This window comes from Burkholderia sp. Bp9090 (genome assembly GCF_003857985.1).
In the GTDB taxonomy this organism is placed as follows: Bacteria; Pseudomonadota; Gammaproteobacteria; order Burkholderiales; family Burkholderiaceae; genus Burkholderia.
In genome coordinates this window covers 196,624-220,526 of the sequence record NZ_QTPV01000001.1, presented here as the reverse complement: position 1 = coordinate 220,526, position 23,903 = coordinate 196,624, and the positions used below count along the sequence as shown (strand labels likewise).

Annotated in this window: 20 protein-coding genes; 8 read left to right on the top strand and 12 right to left on the bottom strand. The window is 64.8% G+C overall.

Annotated features, from left to right (window positions below):
* Positions 1-28: 28 nt before the first annotated feature.
* The 4 genes from DIE16_RS00955 to DIE16_RS00940 are packed head-to-tail and all read left to right on the top strand — an operon-like array spanning position 29 to position 4,919.
* The gene (locus tag DIE16_RS00955; protein ID WP_124519522.1) at positions 29-1,261 is read left to right on the top strand and encodes an efflux RND transporter periplasmic adaptor subunit; all 1,233 of its coding nucleotides are present in this window, start codon (positions 29-31) and stop codon (positions 1,259-1,261) included.
* Positions 1,262-1,266: 5 nt separating this feature from the next.
* Positions 1,267-2,757 carry an efflux transporter outer membrane subunit gene (locus tag DIE16_RS00950; RefSeq protein WP_124891644.1) on the top strand — a complete coding sequence of 497 codons (1,491 nt, stop codon included), beginning with the start codon at positions 1,267-1,269 and terminating at the stop codon, positions 2,755-2,757.
* A gap of 21 nt (positions 2,758-2,778) precedes the next feature.
* On the top strand, positions 2,779-3,474 hold the full coding sequence (locus DIE16_RS00945) for a heavy metal response regulator transcription factor (protein ID WP_044843022.1): 696 nt from the start codon (positions 2,779-2,781) through the stop codon (positions 3,472-3,474).
* On the top strand, positions 3,471-4,919 hold the full coding sequence (locus DIE16_RS00940; RefSeq protein WP_124519639.1) for a heavy metal sensor histidine kinase: 1,449 nt from the start codon (positions 3,471-3,473) through the stop codon (positions 4,917-4,919). The genes DIE16_RS00945 and DIE16_RS00940 overlap by 4 nt, the downstream gene beginning before the upstream one ends.
* A 72-nt stretch (positions 4,920-4,991) precedes the next feature.
* On the opposite strand, the gene DIE16_RS00935 is transcribed toward DIE16_RS00940, so the two are convergent.
* The 4 genes from DIE16_RS00935 to DIE16_RS00920 form a co-directional block, all read right to left on the bottom strand.
* Positions 4,992-6,032 (bottom strand): helix-turn-helix domain-containing protein, encoded by a 1,041-nt coding sequence (locus tag DIE16_RS00935; protein WP_044843148.1) that lies wholly within the window; start codon positions 6,030-6,032, stop codon positions 4,992-4,994.
* Positions 6,033-6,176: 144 nt separating this feature from the next.
* On the bottom strand, positions 6,177-7,703 hold the full coding sequence (locus tag DIE16_RS00930; protein ID WP_124891634.1) for an amidase: 1,527 nt from the start codon (positions 7,701-7,703) through the stop codon (positions 6,177-6,179).
* 56 nt (positions 7,704-7,759) lie between these two features.
* Positions 7,760-8,818, bottom strand: coding sequence for a phenylacetaldoxime dehydratase family protein (locus tag DIE16_RS00925; RefSeq protein ID WP_124519525.1), 1,059 nt, complete (start codon positions 8,816-8,818; stop codon positions 7,760-7,762).
* Between the two features lie 95 nt (positions 8,819-8,913).
* Complete coding sequence (locus DIE16_RS00920) at positions 8,914-9,810, bottom strand: transporter (RefSeq protein ID WP_124519644.1); 897 nt, start codon at positions 9,808-9,810, stop codon at positions 8,914-8,916.
* Positions 9,811-10,323: 513 nt separating this feature from the next.
* On the opposite strand from DIE16_RS00920, the gene nthA reads away from it, so the two are divergent.
* From nthA to DIE16_RS00900, 4 genes are all read left to right on the top strand, one after another.
* Positions 10,324-10,923: a nitrile hydratase subunit alpha gene (gene nthA, locus DIE16_RS00915; RefSeq protein WP_124891633.1), complete on the top strand. Its 600-nt coding sequence runs from the start codon at positions 10,324-10,326 to the stop codon at positions 10,921-10,923.
* Positions 10,924-10,970: 47 nt separating this feature from the next.
* The gene (nthB, locus tag DIE16_RS00910) at positions 10,971-11,624 is read left to right on the top strand and encodes a nitrile hydratase subunit beta (protein ID WP_124891632.1); all 654 of its coding nucleotides are present in this window, start codon (positions 10,971-10,973) and stop codon (positions 11,622-11,624) included.
* Positions 11,621-12,883 (top strand): GTP-binding protein, encoded by a 1,263-nt coding sequence (locus tag DIE16_RS00905; protein ID WP_124570035.1) that lies wholly within the window; start codon positions 11,621-11,623, stop codon positions 12,881-12,883. Before nthB ends, DIE16_RS00905 begins: the two co-directional genes overlap by 4 nt.
* Positions 12,884-13,067: 184 nt before the next feature.
* Positions 13,068-13,673 carry a LysE family translocator gene (locus tag DIE16_RS00900; RefSeq protein WP_124484912.1) on the top strand — a complete coding sequence of 202 codons (606 nt, stop codon included), beginning with the start codon at positions 13,068-13,070 and terminating at the stop codon, positions 13,671-13,673.
* Between the two features lie 54 nt (positions 13,674-13,727).
* On the opposite strand, the gene DIE16_RS00895 is transcribed toward DIE16_RS00900, so the two are convergent.
* The 8 genes from DIE16_RS00895 to DIE16_RS00860 form a co-directional block, all read right to left on the bottom strand.
* Positions 13,728-14,576, bottom strand: coding sequence for an AraC family transcriptional regulator (locus DIE16_RS00895; RefSeq protein WP_124484913.1), 849 nt, complete (start codon positions 14,574-14,576; stop codon positions 13,728-13,730).
* A gap of 324 nt (positions 14,577-14,900) precedes the next feature.
* Positions 14,901-16,133: a type VI secretion system protein TssL, long form gene (gene tssL / locus DIE16_RS00890; RefSeq protein ID WP_124891631.1), complete on the bottom strand. Its 1,233-nt coding sequence runs from the start codon at positions 16,131-16,133 to the stop codon at positions 14,901-14,903.
* A 124-nt stretch (positions 16,134-16,257) separates the two neighbouring features.
* Positions 16,258-16,959: a hypothetical protein gene (locus DIE16_RS00885; protein WP_124891630.1), complete on the bottom strand. Its 702-nt coding sequence runs from the start codon at positions 16,957-16,959 to the stop codon at positions 16,258-16,260.
* Positions 16,956-17,729 (bottom strand): hypothetical protein, encoded by a 774-nt coding sequence (locus DIE16_RS00880; RefSeq protein WP_124891629.1) that lies wholly within the window; start codon positions 17,727-17,729, stop codon positions 16,956-16,958. Before DIE16_RS00880 ends, DIE16_RS00885 begins: the two co-directional genes overlap by 4 nt.
* 56 nt (positions 17,730-17,785) lie before the next feature.
* Positions 17,786-18,301 (bottom strand): hypothetical protein, encoded by a 516-nt coding sequence (locus tag DIE16_RS00875; RefSeq protein WP_124891628.1) that lies wholly within the window; start codon positions 18,299-18,301, stop codon positions 17,786-17,788.
* Positions 18,302-18,378: 77 nt separating this feature from the next.
* Positions 18,379-19,068: a hypothetical protein gene (locus tag DIE16_RS00870; protein WP_124891627.1), complete on the bottom strand. Its 690-nt coding sequence runs from the start codon at positions 19,066-19,068 to the stop codon at positions 18,379-18,381.
* Entirely contained in the window at positions 19,032-21,374 is a 2,343-nt protein-coding gene (locus DIE16_RS00865; protein ID WP_124891626.1) for a peptidoglycan DD-metalloendopeptidase family protein, read from the bottom strand. The genes DIE16_RS00870 and DIE16_RS00865 overlap by 37 nt, the downstream gene beginning before the upstream one ends.
* 20 nt (positions 21,375-21,394) lie before the next feature.
* Entirely contained in the window at positions 21,395-23,893 is a 2,499-nt protein-coding gene (locus DIE16_RS00860) for a type VI secretion system Vgr family protein (protein WP_124891625.1), read from the bottom strand.
* Positions 23,894-23,903: the final 10 nt, after the last annotated feature.

Sequence of the window (23,903 nt, the reverse complement as noted above, 5' to 3'; positions counted from 1 at the left end):
CTTTCTAGCCTATCGACCCGGTCAATTCATGGAAGAGAAACATCACAGCTCCGTCGGCATCCAGGTGGACGAACACGGCATGCACCTGCCGACGCGCACGTCGGTGTCGCGGCGCGGGCGGGTCGTCCTGATCGTGATCGGCGTGCTGCTGGCCGCGGGCGCCGCGCGCACGATCGTCGTCAACGTGCTGAACCGGAATCACCTCGACGCGGTGGCCGAGCAGAACACGCGCCAGTACGTGAGCGTCGTGCATCCGGTCGACGCGGCCACCGGCGGCAAGCTGGCGCTGCCCGGCACGCTGCGCGGCTTCGTCGAAGCGCCGATCTACGCGCGTGCGAGCGGCTACGTGCTGCGCTGGCAGGCCGACATCGGCGCGCACGTGAAGCAGGGGCAGCTGCTCGCCGAACTCGACACGCCCGAGCTGAACCAGGAACTCGCGCAGGCCACCGCGCAGCGCCAGCAGGCGCAGGCCGCGCTCGCGCTCGCGAAGACGTCGTTCGACCGCGCGCAGCAGCTGCGCCAGCGCGATGCGGTGTCGCAGCAGGAACTCGACGACCGGCAAGGCGCGTTCAACCAGGGCACCGCGAACCTCGCGGCGGCCGATGCGAACATGCGCCGGCTCACCGAGCTGAAAGGCTTCCAGCGCATCGTCGCGCCGATCGACGGGATCGTCACGCAGCGCAACGTCGACGTCGGCGACCTCGTCAATTCCGGCAACGCGGGCCGCGCGCTGTTCACGGTCGTGCAGGCCGACCGGCTGCGCCTGTACGTGCAGGTTCCGCAGGCTTATGCGCAGCAGGTGAAGGTCGGCCAGCGCGTGAGCGTCGCGCAGGCAGAACTGCCCGGCCAGACCTTCGACGGCACCATCACGCGCACGTCCCAGGCGATCGACGTCGCGACGCGCTCGCTGCAGATCGAGATCACGCTGCCGAACCCGGACGGGCGGCTGCTGCCCGGCGCATACGTGCAGGCGACCCTGCCGATGACGCCGGTCGGCCGCCTGCAGATTCCGGCCAACACGCTGCTGTTCCGCGCCGAAGGGCCGACGGTCGCGACCGTCGACGCGAACGGCCAGGTGCGCCTGAAGGCGGTGACGGTCGCGCGCACGATCGGGCAGACGCTCGAAGTCGACGGCCCGCTGACGCCGCACGACCGCCTCGTCGCGAACCCGAGCGATGCGCTCGCGAACGGCGACACCGTGATCGTGCAGGCGCCGCCGGTCGTGAAGCCGGCCTCCGCGGCCGCGGGAGCGCAGTCGTGAGCGCGCTGCGCGCCTGCCTGCCCCCCGCAGCGGTCGTGGCCGTCGTCGCGGCCGCGACGCTCGCCGGCTGTACGGTCGGCCCCGACTACCGGCGCCCCGCCGTCGAGACGCCCGCCACGTGGCGGCTCGACCCGGCCGATGCTTACTGGCACCCGGCCGCGCCGGCCCGTGCGCCGCTCGACCCGGCGTGGTGGACCGCGTTCGGCGACGCGCAGCTCGACGCGCTCGAAACCGACGCGCTGCGCGACAACCAGAACCTGAAGGCCGTCGCCGCGCGCTACGACCAGGCGAAGGCGACGCTCGCATCGGTCGCGTCCGCGCAGTATCCGGCCGTCGGCCTGAACGCGAGCGGCCAGCGCTTCAAGATCTCCGCCGACCGGCCGCAGACCAACTACGCGACGAAGAGCATGTCGACCGTGCAGAACGACATCCAGGTCGCCGCGAGCGTCAGCTACGAACTCGACCTGTTCGGCCGCGTGCGGCGCAGCGTCGAATCCGCGCAGGCCAGCTCCGAGCAGGCGCGCGACGATTTCGCGAACGCGCGCCTGGTGCTGAGCGCCGATCTCGCATCGAGCTACTTCGCGCTGCGCGAACTCGACACCGAGATCGACGTCGTCAGGCGTTCGATCGACCTGCAGCAAAAGGCGCTCGACTACGTGAGCGCGCGCCACGACCTCGGCGCGGTGTCCGGCCTCGACCTGCTGCAGCAGCGCGCGCAACTCGACGCGACGCGCACGCAGGCGCAGTTGCTGATCCAGCAGCGCGCTCAGGTCGAGACGGCGATCGCGACGCTGGTCGGCACGCCGGCCCCCGCGTTCTCGCTGCCGCTGCGCGTGGCGCCGATCAACGCGCCCGCGCTGCCGACCGGGATGCCGAGCGACCTGCTGCAGCGCCGGCCCGACGTCGCATCGGCCGAGCGCGCGATGGCCGCGGCGAACGCGCAGATCGGCGTCGCGCGCGCCGCGTATTTCCCGCGCATCGCGCTGTCGCCGGACCTCGGCTGGGACGCGACGCGCTTCTCCGGCCTGTTCACCGTGCCGGCGCTGCTGTGGTCGATCGGCGCGTCGGTCAGCCAGCCGCTGTTCGAAGGCGGCAAGCTGAAGGCCGGCGTCGATTTCGCGCAGGCGGGCTACGTCGCCGCGCAGGCCAATTACCGGCAGACCGTGCTCACCGCGTTCCAGGAGGTGCAGAATGCGGTGACGGGCCTGTCGGTGCTGGCCGAGGCCGCGCAGCAGGCGTCGGCGGCCGTCGACGACGCGCGCAAGCTCGTGTCGCTCGCGCAGGACCGCTATGCGGGCGGCCTGACGCCGTTCATCGACGTGCTGACGGCCCAGCAGCAGTTGCTGACGAGCGAGCGCCAGGCCGTGCAGATCCAGGGCCAGCGCGCGGCGCTCGTGGTGTTTCTTGCGAAGGCGCTCGGCGGCGGCTGGGACGGCGCCACGCCGACCGACGTCGCGGCGGCCGGCCCGCAACCCGCCACGAGCGTCACTCCCTAACCCGGTTACGCGGACCCACCCATGAAAGTCCTGATCGTCGAAGACGAACCGAAAGTCGTCGAATACCTGAAGAGCGGCCTGAGCGAGGAAGGCTGGGTCGTCGACACCGCGCTCGACGGCGAAGACGGCGCGTGGAAGGCCGTCGAATTCGACTACGACGTGGTCGTGCTCGACGTGATGCTGCCGAAGCTCGACGGCTTCGGCGTGCTGCGCGCGTTGCGCGCGCAGAAGCAGACGCCCGTGATCATGCTGACCGCGCGCGACCGCGTCGACGATCGCGTGCGGGGCTTGCGCGGCGGCGCCGACGACTACCTGACCAAGCCCTTCTCGTTCCTCGAGCTGATCGAGCGGCTGCGCGCGCTGACGCGCCGCGCGCGCGTGCAGGAATCGACGCTGATCTCGATCGGCGACCTGCGCGTCGACCTGATCGGCCGGCGCGCGACCCGCGACGGCACACGCCTCGACCTGACCGCGCAGGAATTCCAGCTGCTCGGCGTGCTCGCGCGGCGCAGCGGCGAGGTGCTGTCGAAAACGACGATTGCCGAACTCGTGTGGGACGTGAACTTCGACAGCAACGCGAACGTCGTCGAGACGGCGATCAAGCGCCTGCGCGCGAAACTCGACGGCCCGTTCGCGGAGAAGCTGCTGCATACGATCCGCGGCATGGGCTACGTGCTCGAGGCGCGCGAGGACGGCGACGCGGAGCGGCACGCATGAAACGCTCGATCACCCTGCGCCTGTCGGCGATGTTCGGCATCGTGTCGCTGCTCGTGTTCACGCTGGTCGGCTGCGGGCTGTTCGTGATGATGGAGCGCCAGCTGCTCGCCGAACTGCGTGCGACGATCGACACGCGCGCGAAGGTCGCGCAGATGATCGTGTCGCACGCGACCACGGCCGCGCGCGGCCGCCTGATGCAGGAAAAGCTCGCCGACCTCGAACCGCCCGACGGGTCGACGCGCTACCAGGTCGACAGCCCCGACGCCGACTTCCGCTTCGGCCGTCCGGTCGACGGCGTGCCCGTCGGCGAACCGTTCGGCGCGTTCCAGCAGTACGCGCTGAACCACAGCAGCTACGACGTGATGACGAAGACCGTCCCGATCGCAGGCAGCGGCGAGCGCCCCGACCTGAAGCTGATCGTCGCGTCGTCGTGCGAGCGCACGCAGCGCATGCTGCGTCGTTTCGCGTGGACACTCGCTGCGCTGATCGCGATCGCCACCGTCATCACGCTGCTGCTGAGCCGCGCGGTCGCACGCTTCGGGCTCGCGCCGCTCGAACGGATGTCGCAGGACGCCGCGGCCATCGGCGCCACCGACCGCCGCCAGCGGCTGCACACCGACGCGCTGCCGACCGAGCTGCGCGATCTCGCCGCGTCGTTCAACGGCGCGCTCGAACGCATCCAGCAGACCTACGCGCGGCTCGAGGCGTTCAATGCGGACGTCGCGCACGAGCTGCGCACGCCGATCAGCATCCTGATCGGACAGACCCAGGTCGCGCTGACGAGCCGCGACCGCTCGGTCGACCGGATGCGCCAGACGCTGCAGTCGAACCTCGAGGAATTCGAACGGTTGCGCGTGATCATCAACGACATGCTGTTCCTGTCGCGCAGCGATCGCGGCGAACGCGCGACCGACCTGAAGCACGTGTCGCTCGCCGACGAAGTGCGCCGCATGCTCGACTTCCTCGAGATTCCGCTCGACGAAGCGCAGTTGCGCGCCGAACTGCACGGCGATGCGCGCGCGGCCGTCGACCCGTCGCTGTTCCGCCGCGCGATGACCAACCTGCTGATCAACGCGATCCAGCATTCGGCGCCTGGCGCGACGCTGAACGTGACGATCACGCCGCGCGATACGCTCGTCGACGTGTCGGTCGCCAACCCCGGCGAGCCGATCGACCCGGTGCAGCGCGCGCACGTATTCGAGCGCTTCTACCGGCTCGAGGAAGCGCGCGCGAACAGCAAGGAGAATCACGGGCTCGGGCTGTCGATCGTCAAGGCCGTCGCGGAGATGCACGGCGGCAGCGTGTTCGTCGCATGCGCGGGCGGCGTCAACACGTTCGGCTTCTCGGTGTCGACGCAACCGGGAAGCAGCGGCCCGCTGCGCGCGGCCGACGCCGGCGACCCGCACGCGCTGCGGCCTGCGCACGCGCCGCGCGCGATGCATTGACGGCGGCCGCGCCTGTCGAAGTCCAGCCGCTTCCGATCGCCGCGTGCCCGCCACGGACGCGCCCGGGACGCGTCACGCGCGTGGCTTGCTGCCCTGCTCGCGCCACGCCCGCGGCGACATCGCGAACCGCTCGCGAAACACGCGACTGAAATGCGACATGTCGTTGAATCCCCAGCGCAACGCGATGTCGGACACGCGCAGCACCGCGCATTGCGGATTCACGAGATCCTGCGCGCACCGTTCGAGCCGCAGGTTCCATACGTAACGCATCAGCGACGTGTTCTCGGCCTCGAACAGCTTGTTGATGTACCGCGACGAAATCCCGATCGACCGCTCGATCATCAGCGGGTTCAGCTCCGGGTCGTGCAGGTGCTCGAGCAGATGCCGCTTCACACGCGTCAGCGTCAACGCCTTCATCCTCGACTGCGCGAGGTCGTTGCGCTGCATGCCCCCGAGCGTCATCGCGATCAGCGAGATCGCGGTATCCGACAACTGCCGCATCTCGTCCTCGGTCACGCTACCGATCTGCGACGACATCTGCTCGAGAAACGCGCGCATGACGCTGCCGACGCCCTCGCCGGTTTGCGTCGGGCTGGCCGTGCGGTGTTCCATCCCGACGACGAGCTGGTTCAGCGTCGTGCGGGGAATGCTGACGACGATCTCGCGCCACGACTGGCCGAACTGCAGGTGGTGCGGCCGTGTCGCGTCGTAGATCGCGAAATCCCCGGGGTGCAGCGTGACGATCTTGCCGTCCTGCTCGACCGATTGGCTGCCCTCGAGCATCAACACGCCGAAATACTTGTCCTCATACTCGCTGCGCGCCTGCCGATACCGCCGGATCACGGCCTGCTCGCTCGCGTGGATTTCCGAGATTCGCATCTTTTCGCATTTGCGCTGTCGCACCTGGCCGAAGAAATCGTCTTTCTGCACGGCCGCGATCTGCACGTCCGCGAACAGGCGCAGAATCGTCTCGCGCCAGAATTCGATACGCTGGCTGAGCGAGCCTTCGGTCGCCACCTCGATGGCCGAATTCGTCCGCTCATCCGGCGGGCTGTCGGACGCCGGGCCGGGCGCGTCGCCGCTTGCGGCGCGCGCGATAGGACGCATCGTCATGGTCGTGCCCCACATGGGTTAGCAAACACGCAGCCGGTAGCGTGCCCGTTCAAAAGCGCATTGTCCAATCGATCGCCGTGTACGCCGCGTTGCCGGTCGGACCGGCACGCGGCGCGGCGGCGATGCGCTACCGCTCCGGACATGTCATGCGAATGTCGTCTGCCGCCAGTCGGAAGACTGCTCATACGCATAGGCGCAGCGGTAGAGCGTCGCCTCGTCGAAGCGGCGCCCGACCAGTTGCAGCCCGATCGGCAGTTCGTCGGCCATCCCGCACGGCAGCGACATGGCCGGATGCCCGGACACGTCGAACGGCGCGGTATTCGCGAGCATCTCGAACGCCCGCGTCAGCGACTCGGACATCGCGCAACCGGGCTCCGGCAGTTTCGACGCGCGCATCGGAACGGTCGGCATCACCAATATGTCGTACGACTGCAGCGCCGCGTCGTAAGCCGATCGCAAGCGCCGCGCGAGGTTCTGGCACTTCGCGTAGTAGCGCCCGCGATACCGGCTCGTGAAATATTCGCCGAGCAGCATCGTCACCTTCACGGTATCCGGCAACTCGTCGGCGCGCTCGCGCCAGCCCGCGTGATGATCGATCATGCCGGTCACGTACAGGCCGCCCCAGTTGAAACCGTGACTGTTGCCCTTCATCATCTGCTGCGTCGCCCCCTCGGCCGCGATCGGCAGCCAGATCGCGGTGCCGGCCGCATGCAGCGGCACCGACACCTCTTCGACGCTCGCGCCCAGCTTGCGCAACCGGTGCGCGGCGACCAGCACGGCCTCGTCGACCACTTTCTCCGAATTCGCGAGCCCGAACGCCTCGCGCAGAATGCCGATCCGCAGGCCTGCGATGCCGTCGCGGATCCCTCCGAGATAGTCGGTGCGCGGCGGCAACGCCCGCTGGCGCGGATCAAGCCCGTCGTCGCCCGCGATGACATCAAGCAGCAGCGCGTTGTCGAGCACGGTGCTCGTCATCGGCCCCAGATGATCGACGGTCGCCTCGATCGGCATCGCGCCGGTGTAGGGCACGAGCCCGTGCGTCGGCTTCATCCCGTAGACGCCGCAATAGGCGGACGGGATCCTGACCGAACCGCCCTGGTCGCCGCCGAGCGCCATGTCGACCTCGCCGCTCGCGACCAGCGCGCCGCTGCCGGACGACGAGCCGCCGGACGAGTGCCCGGCCTTGCGCGGATTGTGCACGGGCCCCGACGCGCTCGTGTGCGAGCCGCCGGAAAAACAGTAGTACTCGCAGGTCGCCTTGCCGGCGATCGTGCCGCCGGCGTCGAGCACGCGCGTGACGACGGTCGCATCGATATCGGGCACGTAGCCCTCGAACGTGCTCGAGCCATTGCGCATCGGCACGCCGGCGACGCAGATGTTGTCTTTCACGGCCACCGTCTTGCCGCGCAGCTTGCCGTCGGCGGCGCCGTGGATCGTGCTCTTGCGCGCCCAGGCGCCGTACCGGTTCTCGTCGCCTTCCGGGCGGTAGCCGGGCGTGCGCGGATACGCGACGACGGGCAGATAGTCGGGCAGCGCGTCGATCGCGTCGTACGCGTCGAAGTTCGCCTGCAGCGCCTCGTCGTATTCGGCGAGTTGGCGGGAATCGACATGAAAGCCGAAACCGGCTGCAATGTCGGACAGTTGTTCGCGGGTCGGGCGTTTGATGGCCATCGACGTTCTCCAGTTCGGTAAGCGGCACCGCCGGCCCCCGGCGGTGCCGGCGGGATTCAGCGGGCGATGGCGACGGCGTCGCGCATGAGCCCCGTGCGCGGATGGCAGTTCACGTATTCGTAGACCTGATGCCTGGCGTCGAAGACGGAAACCTCGTGATACAGCCGCAGTTTCGACAGCCCGGTGACGACGCGGAAGAACGTGACGAAGATCCGCAGGTGCGTCGGATGGGATTCGGCCCAGCGCTCGAGGCGGTCGAGCGAGCGCCAGTGGCCGATGTTGTAGCTCTCGTCGAGCACGTTGCCGTCGAGATCGATCGAGCGCACGTAGCGATTGCTGTAGCAGCCGACGTCCGTGCCGTTGTCGCGCAGGAATTCCATTCCGCTGCGCAGCGTCGGCTCGATCTCCTCGAGATACAGTCGGCGCTCGTCGTGCTCGGCCGCACGCCAGTCCTGACCGGATCGAATCAGCGCGATGTTGTCGTGGGCCAGTACGACCACGCGGCCACCTCGGGCCGGATCGCCCTCGACGATGCGCAGCTCGCCGTCCGCGCGCATCCAGTCCGTCTGCGAGATCGGGAACCGGTCGCGCATCGATCCCCAGTAGCCGTGCTCCTCGATCTCGCCGCTGACGCCGTCCATGATCGCGCCGACGCCCGGGAAATCGCTCGTGAATGCGTAAAGCGTCTCGAACTGCTCGGCGCGCGGCGCGACGATTTCCCGGAAGTAGCCGATCCCGTCCGCGAGGCGCGCGTCGGAGGCCCACCATTCGACGAGTGCCGGCGACGCGATCCAGCGCGCATACGCGGCCGGATCGCGCCAGTAGCCGACGGCAATCAGGTTCTCGTAGCCCTGGTCGTCGGTGTGTTGCGTCAGATCGAAGTTGTTCGGCCCGTCCTGCGCACCGAAATCGGCGACGATCCGGCGCAACGCGGCCAGTGCCGTGGCGCGCTTGTCGGCGCCGCGATATTGCACGCCGAAATAGCCCATCACGACCTGGCTCAAGTCTTCGGCGGCCCGGGCGACGTACATCGGGAACGGCGGCTGGTAATCGTCGGCGACGCGGCGCGACAGCGTCCGCGGGCAGATCAGGTGTTTGTCGATGGCGGATTCCATGCGTGACCTCTCTGGAAAGGGAATCGGATGTCGAGGTTTCGACGTGGGGGACAAGGAGCGGCCTGCGCCGGGCGTATCCCGGCGCAGGCGGGTCGTCAGAAGATGTGCGCGTAACGCAGGCCGGCGAGCAGGCTGTTCTTCGGGCCGTTGCGCACGCTCAGGTCGGTGCCGAGCTGGATTTGCACCTGATCGGCCTTCGTCACGAATTTCGCCGCGGTGATCCGCATGCGCGTCGTGCGAAGCGCGTCGTTGTTGTCCGCGCCGCCGACGCTCGTTTCACCGCCCCAGAGCTGGGTGACGCCGATCCCGAGCGACGTGCCCGGATCGGGCATGTAACGCACCATCGCCTGTGCGCTGTAGCTCATCCGCTGATGCAGCGTCGTGCCGCTCGCGCCGTATGACGTGTTGTTGCCGTACCAGATCGCGTCGCCGACGAGATCGAGCGCCCACTGCGGCGAAAAGTGCTTGATGTAGGCCGCCTGGAAATCGAGCGACCAGCGGTTGGCGCCGAGATTGAGACCGCGGTTCTGGTCGTAACTCCCCGTGGGCGCGTAAACGTAGACCGTCGCGGCGACGACGTCCTTCGCGTCGTTCAGGCGGAATTTCAACGGCGCGGTCAGGATCACGTCGCCGACACCGTTCGTACTGCCAAGCGTTCCGGCGTTGCCGAAGCTGCTGACGTGACCGAACGGCAGCAACACCTGCGGATCGATCGTGAGCCTGTCGGTGAGCTGGAACACATGCAGCAGACGGGCGATGCCGACATTGGACTGCAGGTCGAAATCCGACGTCCGGTGGCCGTTCGCATAGTACGCGTTCGTCGCCGAATAGTTGTAGTACAGCACGCCGATCGTCGCGCCTACCGGATACTGCTCGTAGTCGCCGGGATCGACCTCGACCGCGCCCGCGTAATGCGATGCGACGACCATCAGCGACAAGCCGATCCAGCGCGCGATTCGCTTCAGTTTCATTCTGTTGCCGTTGTCCATCATGCTCCTCACCTGGATGCTCAGACACCGCCACGCTCGACGTACGACGAACGGGAACCGTTTCCGGACGATCAAATCGCGGGGTGCTGGCTGACTGTTGTTCCGCCGGTACTCGCGGGAGTGCCGGCGATTCGCGACATCGAACGGCCGTCGCTTGAGGGTGAGAATAGAAAGGCAAAATCCGCATTTCTGTTTTCCGGCGGAACAAGAAATTGGCTGTGGCGGACCTGTGCTGCCAGTGCCATACGGCGGTCGCAAAACGTGCGCGGGCGACCGCCGTCGCGAGCCGGGCGCCCCGTCGATGCCGCGAATCGCCGTGCATCCGATGCGCGCCGGCCCCTGCCGCGCGCGCGGGGCCGTCTCAGCATAGTTTCCGATCCGTGCCGGCAAAGAACCGCGCTTTTTCTCTTCTTACCCTGCTCGTCGAGCGTGGCCGACACCACGCCTTTGCACCCCGCCACGGCAGCCGCAACGCCACGGCGGCGGTCAACCCGAACCACCATAAGGAGCCCCACGATGAGCGCGACCCCTTCCGCGGAAACAGCCTCGACGCCCGGCGAACGTGCCTGGGCGCTGTTTCGCGTGATGAAAGAAAAGAACCTGATCCCCGACGGCTATATCGAAGGCCTGACCGAGCTGATGTCCACGACGTGGGATCCGGCCAACGGCGCGCGCATCGTCGCGCGTGCGTGGGTCGACCCGGCATTTCGCGAACTGCTGCTGAAGGACGGCACGGCCGCGTGTGCGCAGTTCGGCTACACCGGCCCGCAGGGCGAATACATCGTCGCGCTCGAGGACACGCCGACGCTGAAGAACGTGATCGTCTGCAGCCTGTGCTCATGCACGAACTGGCCGGTGCTCGGGTTGCCGCCCGAGTGGTACAAGGGCTTCGAATATCGTGCGCGGCTCGTCCGCGAAGGGCGCACGGTGCTGCGGGAACTCGGCACCGACCTGCCCGACGACGTCGTCGTGAAGGTCTGGGATACGACCGCCGAAAGCCGCTATCTCGTGCTGCCCGTACGGCCGGCAGGCAGCGAGCACATGACCGAGGAACAACTGCGCACGCTCGTCACGAAGGACGTGCTGATCGGCGTTGCGCTGCCGCGCGCGCACTGACGCGCCCCCCGTTTCGCTCTCGACCTTCATCTCGGAGATCACCTCATATGGACGGCTTTCACGACCTCGGCGGATTCCAGGGTTTCGGCCCGGTGCCGCACACGATCAACAGTTTCGGCTACAAGCCGGTCTTCAAGGAAGACTGGGAGCATCTCGCGTACAGCCTGATGTTCGTCGGCGTGGACCAACTGAAAAAATTCAGCGTCGACGAGGTACGTCACGCAGTCGAACGCATCGACGTGCGCCAGCACGTCGGCACGCGCTACTACGAGCGCTACGTGATCGCGACCGCAACCTTGCTCGTCGAAACCGGCGTGCTCACGCAGGACGAACTCGACCGCGCGCTCGGTTCGCATTTCCGGCTCGCGAACCCGCCGCGATCCGGCGGCCGGGCGGCGCCGCCCGACTCGACGCGGTTCGAGGTCGGCGATCGCGTCGTCGTGCGCGACGAATACGTCAGCGGCCACATCCGCGCGCCGGGCTACGTTCGCGGCAAGGAAGGCATCGTGCTGCACCGGACGACCGAATCGTGGCCATTCCCGGACGCGATCGGCCACGGCGACACCGGCGCCGCGCATCAGCCGACCTATCATGTCGAGTTCCGCGTGAAGGATCTGTGGGGCGACGCCGCCGACGACGGCTACGTCGTGGTCGACCTGTTCGAAGGCTACCTGGATCGCGCGTCCGGGCAGAACGCATGACGACGCCGGAACACCGGCGAGCGCCGGCCGCCGCGCCGCCGAGGATTCCGGTCACCGTGCTGTCCGGCTTCCTCGGCGCCGGGAAAACGACGTTGCTGAACCACATCCTGCGCAACCGCGCCGGCCTGAAGGTCGCCGTGATCGTCAACGACATGAGCGAAGTAAACGTCGACGCCGACGATGTGCGGCGCAACGTCGAGCTGCATCGCGGCGAGGACGAACTGGTCGAAATGAGCAACGGCTGCATCTGCTGCACGCTGCGTGCCGATCTGCTCGAGCAGATCAGCACGCTGGCGCGGCAGCGTCGCTTCGACTATCTGCTGATCGAGTCGACCGGCATCTCGGAGCCGATGCCGGTCGCGGAGACGTTCGCGTTTCTCGACCGCGACGGTTTCAGCCTCAGCGAGCTCGCGCGGCTGGACACGCTCGTCACGGTGGTCAACGGCGAGACGTTCGAGGACATGATCGCGTCGGCCGAACCGGTCACGCGCGACGCCACGCTTGCGGACGGCAGCGATTCCGGTCCGCCGCGCAAGCTGTCGGACCTGCTGATCGAACAAGTCGAATACGCGAACGTGATTCTCGTGAGCCGACTCGACCGGATCGGCCATGCGGGTTTCGACCGGCTGCGCGCCATTCTGGCGTCGCTGAATCCCTCTGCGCGAATCCTGCCGATGCAGCACGGCAAGGTCGATCCGTCAGACGTCCTGGATACGCGGCGCTTCGATCTCCCGGCGCTCGTCGAATCGCCGGGATGGATGCAACGCATGCAGGTCGACGAGCGCCCCTCGGAATCGGATGCGTACGGGATCGCATCGTGGACCTATCGCGAACGTGCGCCGTTTCATCCGGCGCGCCTGCTCGCGTTGCTGCGTCGCCCCTGGACCAACGGCCGACTGCTTCGCTGCAAGGGATATGTCTGGGTTGCGCACCGATATGCGGACATCGCCATGCTCGTGCAGACGGGCGGAGCGTTCCAGTGGGGTTACGTGGGGCGATGGTGGCGATTCGTTTCTCGGGCGGACTGGCCGCACGACGACTATCGTCGCGATGGCGTGCTGCAAAAATGGCAAGAGCCGACCGGTGATTGCCGGCAGGAAATCGTGTTCATCGGGCAGTCGATCGATCACGTCCGGTTGCGTCGCGAACTCGATGCGTGTCTGCTGACGGTCGAAGAAATCGACGCAGGCCCGGAGTCGTGGCTCCAGCTTCCGGAAGCCGACGCGTTCGACGCGCTCGCGACCACCGCCCGTCCGTGACGCGAGACTCGATGACTTCGGCCGCAACGCCAGCGTCCAGTGGCTTTCGGTCGCCGGTGAGCGCTGCGCCCGGTTCAGCGTGACGTGAATCCCGACAGCGCCGCCGAGGGCAGTTTTCTTCAATACGGACCTGCACGGCTTCTTTAGTCTCGATGCGACTTTGACATTCGCATGGAGGCAATCAATGAGCATGCTGGTTTCGATGGCCGCGTTCGCGCTGGCGTCGTCGATCACGCCCGGTCCCGTCAACATCGTCGCGCTCAGCGCGGGCGCACGCCACGGCCTTGGCGCGAGCCTGCGCTATGCGGCCGGCGCGACGCTCGGCTTCGTCGCGCTGTTCCTGCTGATCGGCCTCGGGCTGCACGCGGTGATCGCGCGCTGGCCGATGCTGACCACCGTCACCCAGTGGTCGGGGATCGCGTTCCTGCTTTACCTCGCGCTGCGGCTCGCGCTCGACGACGGCCGGCTGTCGGCCGATCCGGACGATCCGGCTGCGCCGAACGTCGCCGGCCCGTCGGCGGCGGCCGGCGCGGCGATGCAATGGCTGAATCCTAAGGCGTGGCTCGCGTGCGTGGCTGCGATGGGCGCGTATGCGGCCGACGGCGAGCCCGCGCAAGTGTGGCAATTCGCGGCGTTGTATCTGGTGATCTGCTTTGCGTCGATCGCGTGCTGGGCGTATGCGGGTGCGTCGCTGCGGCACCGGCTCGCGAATGCGCGGCGGATGCGGCTGTTCAACCGCGCGATGGCGCTGCTGCTCGCGGGCAGCGCGCTTTATCTGCTCGACGTTTAGTGCCGTTGTTTCGGTGTGTGGTCGCGGCGCCGGCACCGCCGCACGGTTCGCCGGTCAGCTCGCGGCGCTTCGATACTGCCCCGGCGTGGCGGCCGCGATGCGCCGGAATGCGCGCTGGAAATGCGCCTGGTCCGCGAAGCCCGCATCGAGCGCGACGTCGGCGATCGGCCGGCCGCGGCGCAACTCGGCCCGCCCGTACTGCACGCGGCGGTCGATCAGGAACGCATGCGGCGTCATCCCGTAGCGGGCGTTGAACGCGCGGATCAGGTAGGACGGCGACAAGTCGGCGGCCGCGCAGATCGCATCGAGCGAGACGGCCTGACGGCAATGCGCGGCGATGTAGTCGGCCGCGCGCGCGAGCTTCGCGTTGTCGGCCCCGCGCCGGGCGGCGTCGGGCAGTTCGCGATCGAGCGCGCCGTGCAGCCGTGTGAAGAACTCGACCGCCGCGCTCTCCTTGCCGAGCGGATCGACACCGGGCGCCACGAGCGTGCGGTAAAAGCCGCCGAACCGTGCGAACAGGTCGCGCCGTTCCGTCAATTTCGGCGAAAAGCCGTGAAAATCGCGGTTCGGGTCGCGCCCGAGCGAATGCTGCAGGCGGGTGAGCCACGGAACGTCCACGTAAACCATCCGGTACGCCCATGCGTCGGGGCCGTACGGATTGCACGCATGCACCTGCTCCGGATCGATGATCACGAGCACGCCGCGCCCGACGTGCTCCTTCGTCGCGCCGTTCAGGTAGGTGCTCGTGCCGCCGACGATCGCGCCGAGCGAAAACGTGTCGTGCGTGTGCTTCGCGTAGCAGATCGTCCGACCGTCGTCGACGGTGCGCGCCTCGATGAACGGCAGCGCGGCGTCGCGCCAGAACGGCGACGGTATGGCGAGGGGGTTGGCGGAACGGCTCACGCGACAGGCTCCCGGATTGGACGGCGAACGCACACCGTACAAGACTGCGCGACGCGACGCAACCGCGACCCGACGCTTCGCGTGCGGATCGCCTAAGCTTTGAATTCGGCCGCCGCGGCACGCCCGGCGGGTTCCGTTCCCTCTTCCAACCGGTACACTCATGCACATCGATCTATGCGGCCGACGGCATTGCAGCAAGTCGCCAATCTATATGACGCGATCACGGTCAACGCTCAAACCGCCTCTGGATACGCCTGTAGCGGCCAGCGTCAGAACCGCTGCATGAGCATGTAGCCCCCCACGTACAGGCATCGCGCTTTAGCTCTACCGCGTGACGACAATCTCAACGCGTCGGTTTTGCGAACGCCCATTGGTGGTTTTGTTGTCGCCGACCGGATCGGCATCGCCCTTGCCGACGGCTTCGAGACGATTGGCCGGGATGCCGGCAGCTTGCAGCATCTGCATCACCTGCGTCGCACGCTCGTCAGACAGTGCTTGGTTCGACGCAAACTGCCGGCTGCGGATCGGTATGTTGTCCGTGTAGCCGGTTACCGTCACCTGGCCCGGCACCTTGGCGATCTCGCCTGCGATCTTCGCAATCAGTGGGGCCATCGTCGCCTTCACTGACGCACCACCCGGTGGGAACATCGCATCGCCCCGGAACGTCACCGAACTGTGGTGCGCATCCTCAGCGACGCTCACGGTGCCCGCTACGATCTCGCTTTTCAGCAGTTGTTTCAGGTGCAGGGCCTGCGATACGGGTGGCGGCCTCATGTGGCCAATGTCGGCGATCTGCTTCTGGACTTCGGCCGCGCGGGTCGCAAGCTGGTACTTGTCATAGCCATACATGCCCAGCAGGACCACCGACAGCACCGAGACCGTGATCCATACCGGGAAGTTGTAGAACGACACGCGCCTGCCATTCGTATCCGGTCGCCAGTTCGGCGACAGCGCCACCGGCACGGGTTCCCGCCGCGACGTGATCTCATCGTAGAGCCGCTGCCTCACGGCCTCGTGCTTGCGGTGACCATCCGTTTCCAGTCGGTAGCGGCCCTCGAAGCCGAGACTCAGTACGCGATGGATCACTTCGAGCAGATCGAGGTGTTCGCCCGGATCGTTCATCAGCCGCCCGATCAGCAGATAAATCTTCTCGCCGCCCTGACGGTCTTCGTGAAAGACTGTCGCGAGGCCGTTCGTGATCCACGCCACCCCGTTTTCGCAGCTTTGCCCCCAGGCCGTCTGCATCGCCACCTCATCGAGCGCCGTGCACAGGCAGTAACGCGCACCGATCATGTGATCGCGCCGAATATTCGCCTGCTCGCACAGCTTCTGGAATGTGCGCATTTCCTGCGCGAGCAGCGAACGCAGCGCGGGGATAGCGTCCGTATCAAGGTATTCCGGTATATCCGCCAGGGCGCGCAGCAGCGGCCGGGCCGCTTCCAGCAACGGATTCCGGTGGGCGCGAACCGCTGCCAGGCGTTCGATAAAAGGTTCCGGCAGTGGAATCTCCTTGGGCACGTCAGGCGGTGTTGAGGCTTCGCTGGGTCGAGTGTTCATGGGCAAGAAACTCTTTCAGATAGGTATGGCGCAGGGTGCGGTCAGGCACGCAGCGTTGGCTCTCTTTACGGTTTGTTGAAACGCTCCGGGAAAAAACGCGACGTAGGCGGCGTTGACCCGAAGGTCATTTGGGCGGAATGACTGCCGGTGATGGAGTCGCAGCCGATGCAGCGCGAGCGCCATCGTCTGGCGTGTCGATGAACTCTATCGATTTGACTACGGTTAGAGCGAAAGGCAAGAGGTCGCTTTTCTGGTAAAAGGGACGAGCGATTTGTGGTGTGCCGCCGCATAGCATGACCGGGGGATGGCGCAAACAAAACGCAAACCGGCGGTCACGCGTCGTTGGATCACCGTTCGTCTGCTCTTGAGTTACGGCGATGCCCATGCTATTTGCTGCCTCCAGAGGAAATATCCGAGTGACCGGCTTCAGCAAGGCTACGTCTTCAGCAGACAACGCAGAAAAATCCTCTTTCCATTGCTTTCCGTTTTCGTCAAATGATGCGGGAACAATATTTCGGATTGCCTCAGCGTCATTAGAATTCACACACTCAAACTGTAGATAAAGTTCCCCGAGCCCCGTTCGTCGATACGGAAAGTGGTCGAGTACATATCTCGTTTCGGTAACACGGGCGTTATAAGGGTCGACAAGTCTGATCGGGCATTGAACTCCATCCGTGGTAACGACTATCTGCTTGACTTCCTTGGTCGGCTGTTCAGCATGTACGGAGGTGGCCCAGCAAAACGTCAGGCAGAATCCAACCGCCGCTCTAATCACGGTCCTGATCATTTGAAGGAGCTTTAGTGCAACCTGTTTTCGCTTCGTCATACGCGCCTCAATATCTGATTTTCCGGCGTCTCGCCGGGCTGCCCTTGCGCCGGGAACTTTGTTTCGCCTAACACCGACAACGCGACTGCATAGGCCACACAGCGGGCCTCAAAGCCGTTCAGACGGGCCGAGTACAGATCGCCGATTGCGCCGGGTAGATTTACCGCCGCTGACGCCTTCCAGAAGCTGGGGCTGCGGTAATAGCACTTCTGTCCGCCATTGGTCGCGACGATCACCCGTTCCAGAACGTGTGACTCATCAGCATGACTTACCATGTTCAGGCTGGCCCAGTAGAAGCCCGCACTCCAGGCTGCGTCAACCTTTTTCGAATCAGCAACGTCATCTCGCCAGCTAAGCATGTCTGGGGTCAGTTGGTGATCCGCAGCACGCAATGGCGCGTTGTTTCGTGTAGTGCCAGCCTGCTGCTGCGCAGTCAGCAATGAGGCACGCGCGGGGTCGGGAATCTGCGTGGACCTTCCCCTGAAATCCCAGTAGTCAAGATAGTTTTTCGGCCAGGTCAATTGCAGGAAGCCTCGACCGTCCCACGGCGCGTAGCGGGCTGTCGTCGCGCCTTCTGCCAGTTTCGTTAGCCACTGCGTCTCCTGGACCGCATTGCCGAAAAAGCTCGCCATCCGCTGTGGTGTATTGATGCCGAAGGTGCGCAACATTCGATTGATTGGGACAAGCTGTCTTCTGGGGAGTGTTCCAAGCTCAATGCTATAACGGTTAATCACAGGCTCCCACAACATGGTCCCATTGTGCTTGCGCATCGCGTACTTCGGGACGAGTTGCCTGAACTCGCTTTCGCTCAGCCATTTGCACCTTCTCAGGTGTTCGATAAACGCCTTTGGCGGAAAATGCCAGCAGTCGTCGGCTCGAATTTGCAGATCGCCTGTGCCATGCGTTCCCGCACGTCCCTGTTATGCAGCGCTTCTTTCGCTTCCGCATGCGTAACCTGGCCATCGCCGTCCAGGTCGAGCCAGCGTTTGATCGTTGGCGACTCGCACAGGCTGTCGGGTGTCGCATCGTCATCGATCAGGCTCCAGCCGGCCCAGTGCGGGAAATCCGCATCGCTGTAGACGCTGATTCCCGCATACGGCGTGGCACCGTAGTGACCTTCGTTTTTTGGCGCGTTCAGGTTGATCCAGCCGGTACCATCAGGCGTGGCAATCTTGCGCCAGTGGCCGAATTTCACGTTCCCCGGCATCGGCTCGCCAACTGCACGGCCAAAGCGCAGCATTTCGTAAATCAGGCTGGACGCTGGTGCCGCAGGGGCGGGCGCGGCGGGTTTGGTGCTGCCGTCGTGGTACTGCCCGTTCAGATGCATGGCTTCCGCATACAAGTTGTACTCGTAGTCGATCAAATATATAGAGAGGTTGCGCCAGAGCAGAGCCGGCGTAGCCTCCAATGGCACGGTGGTTACTGATGCGGGCGGACTGTCGGTGATGGAACTGTAGCCGATGCACCGCGAGCGCCATCGCCTGACGTATCAATGAATTCGATACTGCGCAGCAGTTGCATGACCTCAGGCTCGACGCTTTTGTGTTTGCCGTAGAGAGCATCGACAGACGTTCCTCCAAATAAGGTTGCTCCGCTGAGTGACGTTAAGCAAAAGCCGAGATTTCTGCCGCGGTTTTGCTCGTCGCCCGCTGTATCGCTTTCGATACGCACCGCGCCTGATCCATTGACGCTGCGAAGTTCGCGCACTTCTACGTGAGCGGCTTTGGGCGGCGGCCCCTGATCCAAGGTATCCCACGCGACCCAACCGTGGGCGGTATGCTCCACACCACCGAATTCGCGGCAAACCTGCACCGGAGGGCGCGTGTCACATCCAAACTGAATATGGAAGGCGTTCGGAAGAGTCTTTCTTCTTAGCTCCACGTTATAGTCAGCATAGGGGGGCGAGCCGCTAGGATTGGCTCTCAACTCTCCACCAAAGGTATCGGTAAGCTTGAATTCGCAGGCACCGACATTCGCCACGTGCACGATCGGTGAAATCACCTTTGGGTCATAAGCGGATGACGTCACGGCCAGAAATAGAAGGGCCATACATCCAAACAATATTGAAAGCTTTACCACGAAGTTCTCCGCTGGAAGTTTTCCGGCCATTCTTTCGCAACTCCATGTGCATCGGGAAATGATGGCGTATCGGTTAGTACTACGAGCGCGTTCGCATAAGCGCTGTAACGATCGGTAAGTCCGTTAACAGAGTAGTGGCCATAGACCGCGCCCGGAATGTTAACCATCGCGGCCGTCCTGCGTGCAGTTTCGTTGCTGTAGTACGCCTGCTGACCATGCACCACCGACACGCTATGGCGCACGTTAGGGTGTAGTTCGTCCGCGTACTGCAACGCAGTTTCAGTCGCATGAGGCGAGGACGAGCTGAATTGGAGCTTGGTCCAGTAAAAGCCTGCGCTTTGCGCGGCATCGTCCGGGTTATTAGCAACATCCTGACGCCATTGCAGAGTCTGACTGGTCGGTGGAATCGGAATTGGCGCGCGCCCACGCCACCGGAAGTAGTTGTAGTAGTTGTTATTGCCGTGATTCAGGTCGCCGTGGGGCGCGGTCAGTTGCAGGAAGCCCCGCCCGTACCATCCGTTATGCAATGCGGCATTTCTTCCGCCCCCCTCTTCGAGCGACCTGAACCAGTCACTTTCAACCGTCGCCTGTGCAAAAAATGCTGCTATGCGAGATGGCGTGGTAATACCGTACTTCCGCAGCGACTTGTTTAGTTCGGCACGATAGCGTTGAATAATTGCATCAGTACGGCCGTTATGTGGAACGGGTTCCCAATGGTGTTGACCATGCCCATCCTTGCGGACGATATGCATCGGCAGCAACTGCTGCATCTCGGCCTTGCTCAGCCATGTGCATTTTCTCAGGTGTCCGATGATTTCCTTCGGCGGCAGGTGCCAACATTCGGCAGCAGACGGCAGGTCCGGAGTCTGGATGTCCTCCCAGAACGCGAGCGCTTCGATGTGCGCCGTCAGTGTGTGGAAGTCTTCCCCGGTAAGCGGTGTCGCCAGCGCCTCATGCGGCGACTTGAGCCATCCCCAGCGCGTATCGATATCCTGCTTCGCCCATTCAACAGGGAATTTGCAGATCGCCTGCGCCATGCGTTTCTGCACGTCACCGCTATGCAGCGCTTCTTTCGCTTCCGCATACGTAACCTGGCCATCGCCGTCCAGGTCGAGCCAGCGTTTGATCGTTGGCGACTCGCACAGGCTGTCGGGCGTCGCATCGTCGTCGATCAGACTCCAGCCCGCCCAGTGCGGGAAATCCGCATCGCTGTAGACGCTGATTCCCGCATACGGCGTGGCACCGTAGTGACCTTCGTTCTTTGGCGCGTTCAGGTTGATCCAGCCGGTACCATCTGGCGTAGCAATCTTGCGCCAGTGGCCGAATTTCACGTTTGCGGGCATCGGCTCGCCGATCGCACGGCCAAGGCGCAGCATTTCATAAATCAGGCTGGGCGCAGGCGCTGCAGGCGCGGGTGCGGCGGGATTGGTGCTGCCATCGCGGTACTGCCCGTTCAGACGCATGGCTTCGGCGTACAGGCTGTACTCGTAGCCGTGTGTTTTCACCGGTTCGCCAACCCGAACGTAACGGCCGTCGCTGCCCAGCGTCAACGTCGTGAGCGTGCAATCGCCTCTTTCGTAATGCATCTGGATGAGCAGATCGACCTCCGTCGTACCGGCAGCCGGCTGTGTCTGCACCGAAGCGTGCGGCCCTTGAGGAGGCTCGGTGTCATCGCGCCGGTAAGGATGCGGCCGGTTCGCAAAGAACTTGAGGCCCTTGGGCACCTTGAACCAGATATCGCCGTAGATCGCGTCGGTGCGGCCCTGCGTTGCGGTGAGCGGTCCGGTCGTCCGTCCCACCAGCTTCTTCAGGTTGGCCGTGTCGCAGACAATCTCGAAATGCATCTGGCCGCGCTGCCCATAGATCTGTCCCGGCATACCGAGCAGGTCCTTTCGGTAGACAGGCTTGCCGAGCTTGACCGTGACGCTTTGCAGATGCATGTAGATCGAGTAGAAGGTGACTTTTGCGCTATCGCCTTCGCCAATCTCGGTCGTATGTTTGATCACGACGCAACCATCGTCAGTGCGGACATTGCGGTACTGCAGTGCGGGCTTCTCGCTTGCGTCGGTCTGGCGGACATAGACGACTTCGCCGTCGGCGATCGCGCGCACCGGCTCGGACTGGCCATTCGCGGCCTTGGGTGCGACGAGATGAGGTCCGCCGTGCCAACCCAGGCTGTAGCTGACCGGATAAGCGCCGTTACCGGGGGCGCATTCCTGCATGCCGGACTGACAGATGTCGTGCTCCGGCACGACGGTATGACCGGCGGTGGCCGAGTCCATTTCATGCCCGGTCCCGGACGATGGGGATGGCAGGAACGGCGGGCTGATGATCATTGGTCAAGACTCCTCGATGGTCACAGCGAAAACGGGAATGCCTGATTCACCTTCCCGGACGGGAACGACGGAAAATCAGCAGGTTTCGACTGTGGCGCGTCTGTCGCATGGTCATCCGCATGGACGAGAAACTGGCCGTCCGTGAAGCCGAGAATGCCCTTCGGGCTGATTTCGAGTTCAGTGCCGCCGCCATTCAGTCGGATGCCCTGCTTGGCGGTCAGGTTGATCCAGTCAGTCGTGCTCATCAGTTCAAGTACCTTCTTCGCGACGATCTCGACGTTGTCGCCCTGTGCCTCGATACGCACCTTTCCCGACGCCGCGACCAGCTTGATACCGAGCTTGTGGACAAACAGCGAAAACGCCTCCGCGACACTTGCGTAAAGCGACTTGCGCGCGGCAATCCCGACGTGGCCGCCCGTCGTGAGCGCAAGATTTTCGTCACTCGCAATGTGTGTGCTGCCGGCAGTGGTCGTTTCGATACCGGCCGGACTGGCGACCACCAGGTGCGGCGTGCTCATCTCGGGATGCGGATCATCGCGGGTCGGCGTGCCGCCCCGGATGGCATCGTTCTGCGTCTTGATCGCCTTCGTGACCTCACTCTGGTCGGCGTCCGCCTGCTGCGCTTCATGCTGTTGCGCGAGCCTGGTCAGGCTCACGTGAATGTTGTGCGCCTGCGTCAGGCGCTGGACCGTCTCCCCCATATCCTTCGCGTGCGACTGCGCACCGTTGCGCGCTTCGGTCGTGATCAGCAGCCCCATCGCCGCACGCACGACTCCCCAAAAATCGGTGCGAAGATCAAAGCCCTTGCCGCGTGCGTCCTGCCGTCCCTTGTTGCCCAGGATGCGCCGCACGAAACCGAGACTCAGTTGCGAGGTGCCGTAATCGCTTGACAACTGCGTCTGGATTTCGCCGCTCGTATCGTCCTGCACGAAGTGGTTCGACTGGCCGCATTTCAGTCCACGACTGCGGAAGCCCGAGAGCGCCTGGTTGTCCGGCAGCGCCCAGGCCGGCTGGTTGAACGCGTTCACCACGCGCCCCGTCACCACCGGCAGGTCAGGGTCGCCGTTGATGTGCTCCACCAGCACTTCCTGGCCGATGCGCGGCAGGTGCGTCGCACCGAACTGGTTGCCCTGCCACGGTGACGACACGCGCACCCAGCAGCTCGATGTGTGATCGCGCGCGCTCAACCGGTCCCAGAGGAACCGGACCTTCACGCGGCCATACGCGTCGGTCCAGATTTCCTGATCCGCGGGACCTGTTACCACCGCGTATTCCGGGCCGGACGTGCGCGGCTTCGTGAGGATCTGCGCCGGGCGGAACATTTCGCTCGTGGGCTGGATTTCGAATTCCGTCGTGCAACGGTAGTGCTGGCCGGTGCCGCTCGCCTGGGCCACTTCCTCGATCGTGAGCGTGCTGGAGACGACCAGGTATTCACGATTGGCCGCCTGCTGCGGGTAGTGTTCCAGCGTGAAGGTCTGCCCGGTCACGAGGCCACGCAGATTGCCCGCTCCCTTCGCACGCAGGCCGGTGCAGCGAAGCGCATCCATGCGCACCCGCATCAGATAGTCCGCTTCGCGCTTCGCATCGTTATGTTCGCCCGACAGGCCGCTCACACCCGCCTGCGGCTGCGCGTAGTCGCCCCATCCGTAATGCTCCTGACCGGCATGCGCGGTGTTCCGCGGGTTTTCATCGCGGCTCGTGAGGTCTGCGCGCGGACCGGTATAGTCGTAATCGACACTCGTGACGCGTCCGGTCGTCAGGTGGTTTTCTACCGACAGTTCATGGATGTGCTCCTGATCGATACGCTTGCCACCCGGCGCCTCGTAGCGGATCGCACGGTACGCCTCGCCATGCGGTCTGTGCGCGCCAATCGAGTCACAGAGGATCAACCGGTGATGTCCGTTGCCATGATCGAACCAGAAATAGATGCCCCATTCCTGCCACAGGCGGCAGACAAATCCGAAATCGCTCTCCCAGTTTTGCCGTTGGATGTCGCGCTTCGGGTAATGCCCGACCAACCATTTCTCGACCGGAAACATATAGGCGGACAGCACGGCATCCGTGACCTCCATCACATCCATGCCCTGGAACAGACGGCAGTCCTGATTTTTTGTGGCAAGCCACAGCCAAGGGCGCAGCGTAAGTTCGTACACCATCGCGCGGCCATCCTCGCGCACGAAGCGCGCGGAGGTGACCAGACCGGTGATCTCGCGTGTTCCCGCGCCGATATTGCCCATGCCGGTATTGCCTGGCATGCCGGGAGTAAAGATGCCGATTCCCTCGATCTCGACCAACACGGTGACCTCGGTGCCAATCAGCTTGTCCAGATCGACATTGGCAGTGATGCTCGGCGAGAACGCCAGCGTATCGACCGTCTTCAGTTCGAGCGTGTAGCAGAACAGTTCGCCAAGCGTTTCGGTACCCGACAGACGTGCCGGCACCAGGACCGGCGAACCGTTGAATACCGGCAATGCCGCGCCGGCAACAGCCAGCGTGCGGGACTGGAGAAAGTCTGGCATGGGTGGGTCC

Bases quoted from the DNA above. Each gene is read 5' to 3' on its own strand.
- DIE16_RS00955 (WP_124519522.1), top strand. From the start codon at position 29: ATGGAAGAGAAACATCACAGCTCCGTCGGCATCCAGGTGGACGAACAC.
- DIE16_RS00945 (WP_044843022.1), top strand. From the start codon at position 2,779: ATGAAAGTCCTGATCGTCGAAGACGAACCGAAAGTCGTCGAATACCTG.
- DIE16_RS00940 (WP_124519639.1), top strand. From the start codon at position 3,471: ATGAAACGCTCGATCACCCTGCGCCTGTCGGCGATGTTCGGCATCGTG.
- DIE16_RS00935 (WP_044843148.1), bottom strand. From the start codon at position 6,032: ATGACGATGCGTCCTATCGCGCGCGCCGCAAGCGGCGACGCGCCCGGC.
- DIE16_RS00930 (WP_124891634.1), bottom strand. From the start codon at position 7,703: ATGGCCATCAAACGCCCGACCCGCGAACAACTGTCCGACATTGCAGCC.
- DIE16_RS00925 (WP_124519525.1), bottom strand. From the start codon at position 8,818: ATGGAATCCGCCATCGACAAACACCTGATCTGCCCGCGGACGCTGTCG.
- DIE16_RS00920 (WP_124519644.1), bottom strand. From the start codon at position 9,810: ATGATGGACAACGGCAACAGAATGAAACTGAAGCGAATCGCGCGCTGG.
- nthA (WP_124891633.1), top strand. From the start codon at position 10,324: ATGAGCGCGACCCCTTCCGCGGAAACAGCCTCGACGCCCGGCGAACGT.
- nthB (WP_124891632.1), top strand. From the start codon at position 10,971: ATGGACGGCTTTCACGACCTCGGCGGATTCCAGGGTTTCGGCCCGGTG.
- DIE16_RS00905 (WP_124570035.1), top strand. From the start codon at position 11,621: ATGACGACGCCGGAACACCGGCGAGCGCCGGCCGCCGCGCCGCCGAGG.
- DIE16_RS00900 (WP_124484912.1), top strand. From the start codon at position 13,068: ATGAGCATGCTGGTTTCGATGGCCGCGTTCGCGCTGGCGTCGTCGATC.
- tssL (WP_124891631.1), bottom strand. From the start codon at position 16,133: ATGAACACTCGACCCAGCGAAGCCTCAACACCGCCTGACGTGCCCAAG.
- DIE16_RS00885 (WP_124891630.1), bottom strand. From the start codon at position 16,959: ATGACGAAGCGAAAACAGGTTGCACTAAAGCTCCTTCAAATGATCAGG.
- DIE16_RS00880 (WP_124891629.1), bottom strand. From the start codon at position 17,729: ATGCGCAAGCACAATGGGACCATGTTGTGGGAGCCTGTGATTAACCGT.
- DIE16_RS00870 (WP_124891627.1), bottom strand. From the start codon at position 19,068: ATGGCCGGAAAACTTCCAGCGGAGAACTTCGTGGTAAAGCTTTCAATA.
- DIE16_RS00865 (WP_124891626.1), bottom strand. From the start codon at position 21,374: ATGATCATCAGCCCGCCGTTCCTGCCATCCCCATCGTCCGGGACCGGG.
- DIE16_RS00860 (WP_124891625.1), bottom strand. From the start codon at position 23,893: ATGCCAGACTTTCTCCAGTCCCGCACGCTGGCTGTTGCCGGCGCGGCA.